The sequence below is a fragment of the Burkholderia sp. IT-111MI5 genome, from assembly GCF_949752865.1.
Lineage (GTDB): Bacteria > Pseudomonadota > Gammaproteobacteria > Burkholderiales > Burkholderiaceae > Burkholderia > Burkholderia pyrrocinia_C.
This window is the reverse complement of sequence record NZ_CATKIF010000001.1, coordinates 78,339-90,777: the sequence shown is the minus strand read 5'-3', so window position 1 is coordinate 90,777 and position 12,439 is coordinate 78,339. Positions and strand designations below refer to the sequence as shown.

Annotated in this window: 9 protein-coding genes; 2 read left to right on the top strand and 7 right to left on the bottom strand. The window is 68.1% G+C overall.

Annotation, left to right across the window (positions count from 1 at the left end; translation table 11 throughout):
* Positions 1-17 precede the first annotated feature (17 nt).
* Positions 18-1,760: a cyclic di-GMP phosphodiesterase CdpA gene (gene cdpA, locus ACM6JT_RS00440; RefSeq protein WP_200882423.1), complete on the top strand. Its 1,743-nt coding sequence runs from the start codon at positions 18-20 to the stop codon at positions 1,758-1,760.
* Positions 1,761-1,787: 27 nt separating this feature from the next.
* The gene (locus ACM6JT_RS00435) at positions 1,788-3,290 is read left to right on the top strand and encodes an HDOD domain-containing protein (RefSeq protein WP_414855774.1); all 1,503 of its coding nucleotides are present in this window, start codon (positions 1,788-1,790) and stop codon (positions 3,288-3,290) included.
* Between the two features lie 97 nt (positions 3,291-3,387).
* On the opposite strand, the gene ACM6JT_RS00430 is transcribed toward ACM6JT_RS00435, so the two are convergent.
* From ACM6JT_RS00430 to ACM6JT_RS00400, 7 genes are all read right to left on the bottom strand, one after another.
* Positions 3,388-4,182, bottom strand: a complete 795-nt coding sequence (locus tag ACM6JT_RS00430) for an ABC transporter substrate-binding protein (RefSeq protein ID WP_034183150.1) — start codon at positions 4,180-4,182, stop codon at positions 3,388-3,390.
* Positions 4,183-4,542: 360 nt separating this feature from the next.
* Positions 4,543-5,586, bottom strand: a complete 1,044-nt coding sequence (astE, locus tag ACM6JT_RS00425; protein WP_243565604.1) for a succinylglutamate desuccinylase — start codon at positions 5,584-5,586, stop codon at positions 4,543-4,545.
* Positions 5,587-5,593: 7 nt separating this feature from the next.
* Positions 5,594-6,934, bottom strand: a complete 1,341-nt coding sequence (gene astB / locus ACM6JT_RS00420; protein WP_034183148.1) for an N-succinylarginine dihydrolase — start codon at positions 6,932-6,934, stop codon at positions 5,594-5,596.
* A gap of 14 nt (positions 6,935-6,948) precedes the next feature.
* Positions 6,949-8,412 (bottom strand): succinylglutamate-semialdehyde dehydrogenase, encoded by a 1,464-nt coding sequence (gene astD / locus ACM6JT_RS00415; RefSeq protein ID WP_105390748.1) that lies wholly within the window; start codon positions 8,410-8,412, stop codon positions 6,949-6,951.
* 7 nt (positions 8,413-8,419) lie between these two features.
* Entirely contained in the window at positions 8,420-9,454 is a 1,035-nt protein-coding gene (astA, locus tag ACM6JT_RS00410; protein WP_414855773.1) for an arginine N-succinyltransferase, read from the bottom strand.
* A complete protein-coding gene (gene aruF, locus ACM6JT_RS00405) occupies positions 9,451-10,503 on the bottom strand; it encodes an arginine/ornithine succinyltransferase subunit alpha (RefSeq protein WP_034183145.1) in 1,053 nt (350 codons plus the stop codon). Before aruF ends, astA begins: the two co-directional genes overlap by 4 nt.
* Positions 10,504-10,533: 30 nt before the next feature.
* Positions 10,534-11,766, bottom strand: a complete 1,233-nt coding sequence (locus ACM6JT_RS00400) for an aspartate aminotransferase family protein (protein ID WP_034183144.1) — start codon at positions 11,764-11,766, stop codon at positions 10,534-10,536.
* Positions 11,767-12,439: the final 673 nt, after the last annotated feature.

Sequence of the window (12,439 nt, the reverse complement as noted above, 5' to 3'; positions counted from 1 at the left end):
GGTCGGGCGGCGCGCTGATGCCCGCGCGCGCCGGCGCGCCGCGGCGCGACGACTCCGTGCGCAACTGGCTGGAACAGACGGTCGGCACGGTGGATTTCCTCGCCCATGTCGACCGCGAGCTGCGCTTTCTGTACGTGTCCGACGCGAGCCTGCGCTTCATCGGCTACCACCGCGACTACCTGCACACGCTGACGCTGCGCGACCTGATCGCCGAACAGGATACCGCGGCGCTCGAAGGCCTGCTTGCACGCGCCGCGCATTCGGGCCAGGTCGAGAAGGCGACGATGTGCATCGTCAAGTCGCTGACCTACCCGCTCGACGTCGAGATCCGTGCGTTCAAGAGCCGCCACCACGGGGTCGACGGCTTCGCGATCGCGGCGTTCGACGTATCGTCGTGGCGCGCGCTCGAGGCGCGCCTCACGTACGAGATGCACCACGATCCGATGACGGGGCTCGACAACCTGTCCGCGCTCGTGCCCGCGCTGATGCGCGCGCAGCAGACCGCCGACGAGGACGGCACCTGCGCGGCGCTGCTGCTGCTCGATCTCGACGACTACCAGCGGATCAACCGCGCGCTCGGCTACGACGCGGGCGACACGCTGCTGCGCGAAACCGCGCAGCGGCTGAAGGCGCTCGCCACGCCGAACGAACGGCTCGCGCGCGTCGCAAGCGACAAGTTCGCGGTCGTGCTCGGCGCGCCGGACCGCGTGCAGGCGAGCAATGCAGCCGACGCGCTCGCGCGCCGGCTGCAGGCCGCGGTGCGCGAACCCTACGTGTACCAGGGGCAGACGGTGCACTTGTCCGCCAGCATCGGCATCGCGCTCTATCCGGACGAGCGTGCCGCGCCGCATCGCGCGCAGCACCACAGCCCGCTGCTGCGCCGCGCCGACCACGCGCTCGCGCAGGCGAAGGCATCGGGCGGCAACGCGCTCGCGTTCCATGCGCCCGTCGACGATCCGGCCGACGCCGAACGGCTGAAGCTCGAAGCCGACCTGTACGACGGCGTGCGCAACGGCGAGTTTTCGCTCCATTTCCAGCCGATCACGCACAGCCAGTCGTGCGCGGTGGTCGGCGTCGAGGCGCTGATCCGCTGGCGCCATCCGGTGCACGGCCTCGTGCCGCCGGCGACCTTCATTCCGCTCGCCGAATCGATCGGCCTGATCAACTATCTCGGCAACTGGGTGCTCAAGGCCGCGTGCATGCAGCTCGTCGCATGGGACCGCCAGGGGCTCGCGCTGCAGTACGTGGCGGTCAACGTGTCGCCGCAGCAGTTCCGCGACCCGCGCTTCACGCAGAGCGTGCGCGAGGCGATCGCGCTGACGGGCATCGACCCGCGCCGCATCGTGCTCGAAATCACCGAAAGCCTGCTGATGCACGACCCCGCGCACGCGAAGGGGCTGCTCGAGGAGCTGACCGATCTCGGCATCCGCTTCGCGATCGACGATTTCGGCACCGGCTATTCGAGCCTCGCGTACCTGCAGCGCTTCCCGCTCGCGAAGCTGAAGATCGACCGCAGCTTCGTCGAGAACCTGCTGACGTCGCGCAACGACCGCGCGATCGTGTCGGCGGTGGTCGGCCTCGCGCAGACGCTCGATCTCGAGCTCGTCGCCGAAGGCGTCGAGACCGAGGCGCAGCGCGAACTGCTGACGGAGATGGGCTGCAATCACATCCAGGGCTGGCTCGTCTGCCAGGCGCTGCCGTCCGAGGAACTCGCACGGCGCTTCGAGGCGCAGCAGCTGCACCTGCACGCCGCCGCCTGACGCGCGCGGCGAACCGGACAGATCCGTATGTCAACCACCGAATACCTGCCCCGCACCGCGTTGCTCGACAAGCTGTGGGCCCGGATGAACGAACGGGGCGACTTCCCGCTGCTGTCGGAATCGCTGCGCGCGACGATGGCCGCGATGAAGAACGACGACCTCGACTTCACAGCGCTCGTACGCGTCGTGCTGTCGGATTTCGCGCTCACGCAGAAAGTGCTGCGGCTCGCGAACTCCGCGATGTACATGGCGTTCGGCGGCAACATCACGACCGTCACCCGCGCGCTGATGGTGCTCGGCCTCGACGCGGTCGGCCATCTCGTCGTCGGACTGAAGCTCGTCGACCATTTCCACCACAGCACGCCGCGACGCATCGACGCGAAGCTCGAACTGAACCGCGCGCTGCTGTCCGGCTGCGTCGCGCGCAAGCTGACCGAGCACGCCGAGCTGCGCGGCGGCGAGGAAGCCGTCGTCTGCACGCTGATGCGCCAGGTCGGCAAGCTGCTGGTGGTCTGCTATCTCGACAGCGAATGGGACCGGATCCGCCGGCGCACGGCCGAGCTGAACGGCGACGACGCGGCCGCGTGCATCGACGTGCTCGGCGTCGGCTTCGACGAGATCGGGCTCGAAGCGGCCGCGCGCTGGCGGCTGCCCGACGTGATTCGCGCGGGGATGGCCAACGACGATCACGCGGCCCACGCCGACGCGTTCGACGACGAATACGACGACGACCGCAACGCGGGCCATGCAGCCGACGACGGCCCGGCCGACCGCGTACGCTGGCTGCGCGCGGTGAGCCGCTGCTCGACCGACGTCGCGAGCGCGCTCGCGATGCCCGCGAGCCCGCAGCGCGACGCGCGCATTGCGACGCTCGCGCAGCACTACGGCACGGAGCTCGACATGGAGTCCGACGCGCTCGTCGAGATCGCCGACCTGCTCGCGCGCGAGGAAGCGAGCGACACCGTGATGCGCGAGATCGTCGAGCTGCGCGCGAATGCCGATGCGATCGCGCGCGCGCAGGCCGAACCCGAGGCATGCCTCGAAGCCGGCCTCGCGGACCTGCGCGCGCTGCCGTCCGAGCATGTGCTGACGCAGGTGCTCGCGCTCGCGTCGGAAAGCCTGCTGGCCGGCCTCGCGTTCACGCGCACCGTGATGTTCGTGCGTCACGACGACGGCACGTTCGCCGCGCGCCTCGGCTTCGGCCCCGGCGTCGATACGGCGCTCGACCGGCTGCGCTTCGACGAACGCTTCGAGCCGGACGTGTTTCATCTCGCGATCACGAATTCGGTCGGCATCTTCATCGAGCAGGCGCAGGATCCGAAGATGCTCAAGCGCCTGCCCGCGTGGTATCTGGACGCGTTCGACGACACGCGCGCGTTCGTGCTGCTGCCCGTGCGGGTCGGCACGACGACCGTCGCGCTGCTGTATGGCGACTGGGCCGGTGCGCAGCCCGCGCGCAAGATCGCGCAGCAGGAGATGAGCGTGCTCAACGAGCTCGCGCGCGAACTGGGGCGGTTCTTTCCCGCGTAGCGCGGGGCCGGCCGGCCCTCCACAGTTTCCCGCCTCCAAAAGCAAACCGGCCGCATGAGCGGCCGGTTTGCTTGCATCGTGCGATCGAACGAAACGCTTACTTGAGCGTCACGGGCACGCTGAAGTACTTCTTCGCGAGGTTGTCGATCGTGCCGTCGGCCTTCAGGTCCTTCAGCGCCTGATCGAGCGCGGTCTTCAGCGCCGCGTCGTTCTTGCGCAGGCCGAAGCCGACGCCCGAGCCGAGGATCTCGGTGTCGCTGACCGTGCCGCCCGCGAACCCGAAGCCCTGACCCTGCGGCTTCGTCAGGAAGCCCTTCGAACCGGCTTCCGAATCCTGGAACGTCGCGTCGAGACGGCCCGACTTCAGGTCGGCATAGGCCAGGTCCTGCGTCTGGTACGGCACGACTTCGACGCCGGCCGGCGCCCACTTCTTCTTCGCGTACGCTTCCTGGATCGTGCCCTGCAGCACGCCGACGCGCTTGCCCTTCAGCGATTGCGGGGTCGGCAGCAGGCCGCTGCCCTGCTTCGCGATCAGCTGGTTCGGAATCGTGTAGATCGGATCGGTGAACGCGATCGCGTGCTTGCGCTGGTCGGTGATCGTCATGTCCGAGTTGATCGCGTCGAACTTGCGCGCCTGCAGCGCGGGGATCAGGCCGTCAAAGTCGTTCTCGACCCACACGCACTTCGTCTTCAGCTTCGCGCACACCGCGTTGCCGATGTCGATGTCGAAGCCGGTCAGCTTGCCGTCGGGCGTCTTGTATTCGAACGGTGCGTACGAGGCCTCGACGCCGAACCGGATCTCCTTCAGATCCGCGGCAAACGCGCTGCCTGCCGCCACGACCGATGCCGCCACCACCGCGTGCGCGGCCACTTTACGCCAATCCAACTTCATCTGGTGCTCTCCTCGATACTCGAATGTTCCGGAACTACGGGCGCTTGCATCATTGCAGGGCCAGATGGCCGCGACAATGTCGATGCCGCGCCGTGATGCGGCGCAACAGCCGCAAGGCCGCGATTGTACCAATCCGCGCGGCCCGATATGGCAAAGCGGCCGTCGGCGCGCGATGCTGCGGTGCGTGCGCGGCGCCGGCCGTGCCGGCCGCCGAACTTGCAAGACGATGTCGCAAATACGCAAGGCCGGGGGCGGCGGACCGTCAGCCGCGGCATGCAGGCGACGACGGGATACCGACAGCTTGCTTGTCAGGCGCGGGCCGCATGCCGGTGCGGCCGCGCAATCGGTCGGGACACGCGCTCAGACTAGCGCCGCGAGCGTCTCGCGCGTCGTGTCGACGACAAGCAGGCCCGCGCGCAGGCCCGGCTTCACGGTCGGGTTCGGAAACACGATCCGTTCCTCGTCGTGCGTCACCGTGTAGCGGTAGTCGCCGTCCTGCGCGAGCACCGTGCCGCGCGCGAACGCGGTGAAGTTCGCGACGTCGGCCGCGACGAACAGCTCGAGCGCGTCGCTCTGCTTCGTGATCTGGTCGATCACGGTGAATACGCGCGGCAACGCGGCCCCGGCGTCGCTCCGCGGATGGCCGCCCCGCGCACCCGATACGAGTCGACGCACGGCCAGGTCGGCCGGCGCGAAGCGCGTCAGGTCGTTCTGGCCGAACGGCCGCACCTTGCCGAGTTCCAGCGTGCATGCGAGCGCGCCGCAGTGCTCGGCCGTGAAATGCGAATACGTATTGCCCTTCGCCGTATGCAGCAGCACGGCCGCGATGCGCGCGTCGCCGAGCCATTCGACCATCGTGCGCGTCGGCGGCGTGCCCGTATGCGGCAGCAGCGCGAACTGCTCGAACACCGACGCGCGGATCGCCGTATGCATGTCGATGTGCCAGCGCGTGCTGCCCGCCGGCGCCGCCGCGAAGAACGCGGCAGCGGCCGATTCGAGCTGCGCGGCGCGCGGCGCCTCGCGGCTCGCGGGCACCTGCGCGTGACGGCCGCTGAACAGGCGGTTCAGGTCGTCGTCGAGATAACGCTCGCCGGCACGCATCGCCGGCACGTTGCCGAGCACGACCAGCAGCCGGCACGCGAGCGGCAGCGCGCCCGAGGCGAGATCGCGCACCAGCATCGACAGCAGCTCGATCGGCGCCGTCTCGTCGCCGTGCACGCCCGCCGATACGAGCACGCTCGCGCGCGCCGCACCGTCAGTTGCGGCCGGTTCGAGCGCGAGCAGCCCGTCGCCGAGCCATAACCAGCGCACCGCCCCGCCCGCGCAGGCGCCGTCGGTCACGGCCGGCACGGTGCCGGCCAGCGTGAACGCGAGAAAGTCGTCGAGCGGCGCGGCGGCGGGCATCGGTACCTCAGCGCTGGAAGTCATACAGCGACCCGACGCGCAGGATCTGCGTGAGCTCGTCGAGCGCCGTGCGCGATTCGTCGAGCAGCGCCGGATCGGCGAGGTCTTCCGGTGCGAGGCGATCGCGATAGTGCTTGTCGATCCACGCATCGAGCGACGCGAACAGCGTGTCGTTGATCCACACGTTCGACGTGACGGCCGCGCGCTCCGCTTCGTTCAGCACGACGCGCAGGCGCAGGCACGCGGGGCCGCCGCCGTTCTTCATGCTTTCGCGCAGGTCGAACACGAGCACGTCGTGAATCGGGCCGTTGCCGGCCGCGAGACGGTCGAGATACGCCGCGACGTTCGCGTTCTCGCGGCATTCCTGCGGCACGACGAGCACTTGCGAGCCGTCCGCGCGCGACAGCAGCTGGCTGTTGAACAGATACGACGTCACCGCGTCGTTCACGCTCACGGCCGCGTCGGGCACCTCGATCACGTTCAGGCGCGCGCCGCGTGCGTCGAGTGCGGCGGTCAGCGTGTCGTAGATCGCCTGCTTGTTGACGAATGCGCGTTCGTGCGTAAACAGCGTGTCGCGGTTGCCGACCGAGATCACGTCGTTGTGGAACACGCCGGCGTCGATCACGTCCGGATCCTGCTGCGCGTAGACCGTCGCTTCTTCGGCGAGCCCGTGGCGATGCGCGACCGCGCGGCTCGCCTCGAAGGTCTGGCGTGCCGGGAAGCGCTTCGGCTCGGGGCCGCGGCGATACTCGGCACGGCCGTACACGAAGAACTCGATGCCCGGCTTGCCGTATTCGGCGCAGAAGCGCGTGTGGTTCGCCGCGCCTTCGTCGCCGAGCGCCGGCGTGCCCGTCAGCGCCTCGTGCACCGCGAAGTGTGCGGGATCGGCGAACAGCGTCGACAGCGTGCGGCGCGTCGCATCGTGCTCGATTGCGCGATGCAGCTTGCTGCACAGGTTCGCCGGCGTGAAGTGCACGCGGCCGTCGCTCGTGTCGGCCGACGGGCTGACGGTGGCCGCGTTCGCGGTCCACATCGCCGACGCCGAGCTCGCCGCGGCGAGCAGTTCGGGCGCCTGCTTCGCGGCCTTCGCGATCACGTCCGCGTCCTTGCCCGAGAAGCCGAGCTCGCGCAGCAGGCGCAGCGACGGCCGCTCCTGCGGCGGCAGCACGCCCTGCGCGAAACCGAGATCCGCGAGCTGCTTCATCTTGCGCAGCCCCTGCTTCGCGGCGGCCTTCGGGTTCGCGGCCGACTTCTCGTTGTTGAGCGACGCCACATTGCCGAACGACAGCCCGGCGTAGTTGTGGGTCGGGCCGACGAGCCCGTCGAAATTGGCTTCTTGTGCGTTCATCGTCGTTCCCTCGATCAGAAATGCAGGCCCGGCGACAGGCTCGCGGGCAAAGTCAGTTGCGTGCTTTCCACCGACGCCATCGGATACGCGCAATAGTCGGCCGCGTAGTACGCGCTCGGGCGATGGTTGCCCGAGCGGCCCGTGCCGCCGAACGGCGCGGCGGACGAGGCGCCATTGGTCGGCCGGTTCCAGTTGACGATCCCGGCGCGGATCGTGCGGCGGAAGTGCTCCCAAACGCGCGCGTCGTCGGCCAGCAGGCCGGCGGACAGGCCGAACGCCGTGTCGTTCGCGCGCTCGATCGCTTCGTCGAACGTCGCGTAGCGAACGATCTGCGCGAGCGGGCCGAAATGTTCTTCATCGGGCAGGTTCGCCACGCCCGTCACGTCGACGATCGCCGCGTTCACGAAACCGAGGCGCGGATCGCGCTGCGTCATCGCGACGATCGGCTTCGCGCCCTGCTCGACCAGGCGCGACTGCGCGTCGACCAGCTTCGCGGCCGCGCGCGCCGAGATCACCGCGCCCATGAACGGCTGCGGATCGGCATCGAACACGTCGGCCGTGATCTTCGACGTGACGTCGGCGAAGCGCGCGAGGAAGCGGTCGCCGAACGCGCCCTGCGGCACGAAGATGCGGCGCGCGCACGTGCAGCGCTGGCCGGCCGACAGGAACGCCGACTGGATCGTGTGATGCACGGCCGCGTCGATGTCCTCGACTTCGCCGATCACGAGCGGGTTGTTGCCGCCCATCTCGAGCGCGAGCACGATTTCCGGACGGCCGCCGAACTGCTTGTGCAGCAGCGTGCCGGTGTCCGAGCTGCCCGTGAAGAACAGCCCGTCGATCTGCCGATGATTCGCGAGCGCGATGCCCGTGTCCTTCTCGCCCTGCACGAGGTTCAGCACGCCGGCCGGCAGCCCGGCTTCCTTCCATACTTCGACCGTCGCGCGCGCGACGCCCGGTGCGAGCTCCGACGGCTTGAACACGACCGTGTTGCCGGCGATCAGCGCGGGCACGATATGGCCGTTCGGCAAGTGGCCGGGGAAGTTGTACGGGCCGAACACAGCGACGACGCCGTGCGGGCGGTGGCGCAGCACCGCGACGCCGTCGGCCATGTCCTGGCGCTTCTCGCCCGTGCGTTCCTGGTAGGCCTGGATCGAGATGCCGACCTTCGCGGCCATCGACGCGACTTCGGTGCGTGCTTCCCACAGTGGCTTGCCCGTCTCGCGGCCGATCGCGGTTGCGATCGCTTCCTTGCGTTCGTTGAGCAATGCCGCGAAGCGCTTCACGATCGCGCAGCGCGATTCGAAGTCGAGCGCCGACCAGCCGGCGAACGCGCGGCGCGCGCTCGCGACCGCGCGGTCGACGTCGGCCGCCGATGCGCTGTCGCCCTGCCATGCGATCTCGTCGGTGCCCGGGTTACGCGAAGCGAAGACGGGGCCCGAGCCTGCGACCCAGGCGCCGTCGATGAAGAGTTCCGTCATGATTCGTTTATCCCTGTTTGACTTTGAGCGGCAGCACGCGGACCGGATCGCCGGCCTTCACGTCGAGCGCGACGGCATCGTCGGCCGACAGCACGAACGAACCGTTCGCGACCACGCCCGGCGCGACGCCGACGCGGAAATCGGTGAGCGACGTGTTCGACACGAGCGACGTCGGCGGACGGTCGCCCTGCGCGTCGGGCACGCCGATCGCGACCGGTACGACGACGCTTTCACGCACTGTGCGCAAGTCGTTCACGTGGCATTCGAGCACGGGGCCCGCGTCGAAGATGTCGACGTGGTTCTGGTAGCGCAGCCCTTCCGCCTCGAGCATCTTGCGGGCCGGCAGCGTGTCGCGGTGCGTGAGGCCGACCGCATCCTGCGCGTCCTGCGGCAGCAGGTCGACATATACCGGGTAGCGCGGCATCAGTTCCGCGAGGAACGACTTGCGGCCGTGCGAGCTCAGGTAGTCGGCTGCGTTGAAATCGATCTGGTAGAAGTGCGAACCGACTGCGCGCCAGAACGGCGACGTGCCGTCTTCGTCGAAGTGGCCGCGCAGTTCCGCGCAGATGCGTTCCGGAAAGCGCTCGCGGAACTGCGCGATGAACATGAAGCGCGAGCGCGACAGCAGGCCGCCGACGCCGCCCGTGCGATAGCGCGGGCTCAGGAACAGCGAGCACACTTCCGCGTAGCCCGTCAGGTCGTGCGAGATGTTCAGCGCGGACATCCGCGTCCACACGCCGAGCTCCTGGCTCGCGTGCACGACCGTGCTCACGCGGTAGTTGTAGAACGGCTGCTCGAGACCGACCTGCGATTCGATTCCGCATACGCCCGCGATGTCGCCCGTCTTCGAGTCTTCCATCACGAAGAAGTAGCCGGCCACGCCGGGCGCGGCCTCGCCCGCCAGCGTGCGGCGCGTGCGCTCGATGCGCGCGGCGAGCGCGTCGCGGTCGGGCTTGAACGTGGTCAGGCCCGGCCCGGTTTCCTTCGCGAGCGACACGAGCGCGTCGACGTCGCCCGTTTGTACGACCCGAACGACGATCATGCTGCGTCTCCCTTCAAATCTTCATCGTCGCGGCGGTGCAGCGGCACGCAGCGCACGACATCGCCATCCTTCACACCGAGCGCCGCGCGCACGTCGCCGGCCAGCGGCGCGTCGCCCACATCGCCCGGCAGGTCGGTCAGCACGCAGCGGAACGATTCGCCGCTGCCCGTCGACACCATGTACGCGACATCGCCCTGCTGGTGCGCGGCTTCGCGCACGACGCGCTCCGTGCCGTGCTTCACGCACGCGGTGCGGTCGACCTGCGCGGTCAGCACCGGGCCTGCGTCGAAGATGTCGACGAAGCGGTCGGGTTCGAAGCCTTCCTCGAGATGGATGTCGTATGCGAGCAGTGCCGTTTCGTTCGGCTCGCCGAGCACGCGCTGCGCGGCTTCCGGCAGCAGCGGCACGTAGATCGGATAGGCCGGCATCACTTCCGCGATGAACGTGCGGCTGCGGCCGCCCGACGCGATGTCGACGTCGGTGAAGTCGCGGCCGAAGAACTTGCGGCCCACCGCTTCCCAGAACGGCGATGCGCCGTTGCCGTCGCTGACGCCGAGCAGCAGCGTGAACACTTCGGGCGTGAAGCGGCGGCGGTTCGCGGCGATGTACATCATCCGGGCGCGCGAGATCAGGTGCGCGGCCGCGTCGCCGCGCAGCGACGGATCGACGTAGAAGCCGGCGAGCCGGCTCTTGCCGGTCAGCTCGTGCGACATCGTGAGCGCGTGGATCTTGCGGTTCACGTGCAGCTCGCGCGACGCGTGGATCAGTGCGTCGTTGCGGAACGCGTAGAACGGCTCCGAGTAACCGGCCGCGGCCACGATGCTCGCCGTGCCGAGCAGCTTGCCCGTCGACGAATCCTCGAGCACGAAGAGGTAGAACTCCTCGCCGGCGAAGTCGACGTCCGCGCGAAACGAATCCTCGGAAAGCGCCACGCGCGCTTCCAGCGCCGCACGGTCGTGCGGCAGCGAGTGCAGGACCGGCTGCGCGGTGCGCGCCATGTGCGCGAGCGCATCGAGATCCGTGAGTTTGCCGGGGCGAACAAATAGCATCGTCGTTCCTGTCTGCGATGGGTGCGCCGATCAGCGCGCGGTGGCTTCCTGCGCGGCGAGCACTTGTTCGACCGCCTTCTCGAAGCGCTTGACGCCTTCGTCGAGCAGGTCGAACGGGATCACCAGCGACGGGACGAAGCGCAGCACGTTCGGGCCGGCGATCAGCATGATCAGGCCGTTCTCGGCGGCTGCGTTGACGAAGTCCTTCGCGCGGCCGTCGAACGCGGCGGTGAGTTCCGCGCCGACGAGCAGGCCCTTGCCGCGGATGTCCTTGAAGATGCCGAAGCGTGCGTTGATGCGTTCGAGCGCGCCCTTCAGGCGCACGCTGCGTTCGCGCACGCCTTCGAGCAGCGCCGGGTCGCCGATCAGTTCGACGACCTTGTCGGCGATCGCCGATGCGAGCGGGTTGCCCCCGTACGTCGTGCCGTGCACGCCGACCTTGAAGTGCGCGGCCAGTTCGTTCGTCGTCAGCATCGCGCCGATCGGGAAGCCGTTGCCGAGCGCCTTCGCGGTCGTCAGGATGTCCGGCGTGACGCCCGTGTCCATGTACGCGTAGAACTGGCCCGTGCGGCCGACGCCCGTTTGCACTTCGTCGAAAATCAGCAGTGCGTTGTTGGCGTCGCACGCTTCGCGCAGCGCTTTCAGGAAGGCCGGATCGGCCGGAATCACGCCGCCTTCGCCCTGCACGGGCTCGACGATCACCGCGCAGGTTTGCGGGCCGATCGCCGCCTTCGCGGCTTCGATGTCGTTGTACGGCAGGTGCTTGATGCCGGCCGGCACGGGGCCGAAGCCTTCCGAGTACTTCGGCTGGCCGCCGACGCTCACCGTGAAGAACGTGCGGCCGTGGAACGACTGCACGAACGAGATGATTTCGAATTTGTCGGCGCCGTGGCGATCGAATGCGACTCGGCGTGCGAGCTTCAGTGCGGCTTCGTTCGCTTCCGCGCCCGAGTTCGCGAAGAATGCGCGGTCGGCGAAGGTCAGCGATTCGAGGCGTTTCGCGAGGCGCAGCACCGGTTCGTTCGTGTAGCCGTTGCCGATGTGCCAGAGCTTGCGGCCTTGTTCGTCCAGGACCTTCAGCAGTTCCGGGTGGCCGTGGCCGAGCGACGTCACCGCGATGCCGCACGCGAAATCCACGTACTCGCGGCCGGCCGTGTCCCACACGCGGGAGCCCTCTGCGCGATCCGGCACGAACGGGGCGGGGGAAAATACCGGCACCATCACTTCGTCGAATGTCTGGCGGGTCACGGTCGAGGTCGTCATGGTCGTTCCTTTCGGTTTCGTAAGAGGGTTCAACAGGATCAAGTTTAGGTAAGGGTGACGCAAGCGTCTTGCGGAATTGCGACGGGTTCTATCGGAAGCCCCTTTTTCTGCTGCTATTTTGCCCTTCCGGGCGGGGGGCTGTGGGTTTTGGTGTCAGGGTGGTTTTTTTGGTGGTTCGCCTGTGTTTGTCGTGAAGCACCTGTTGACTTGTCGGTCTATTAGCGTCGCCCCTGCGCGGGGCAGCGGTTACTTTTCTTTGTCTTGCCAAAGAAAAGTAACCAAAAGAAAGGCGCTCGGAAAACGCATGACTTCCCGGTGCCGTGGTCATCAGAGTGGATCGCACCTAAGTGTCCGCGCCAGTCAGGAGACCGGAGTGGTTCGAGCAATGGTTCCGACACCACTCACCACCCAACAGAGCGGTATACCACCCGCCAGCTCCATCCTCGCTATGCTCGGCTGCAGGGTACACATCTCTCAAGCGGAGCTGTTGGTCGATCAGTTCCGGGAATCACGGCGCGCACGCGACGCCACGAATCCTATGCATAGGCAGCCTGTCATTCTCACAGCCCACAAGAATGACGCAGCCGGCGAACGAGGAATAACGCAGTCGGCACATTGCTTGATGACACGGAACAAATGAGCACCGGTCGGCAAATTGCACACCCAGCGCGAT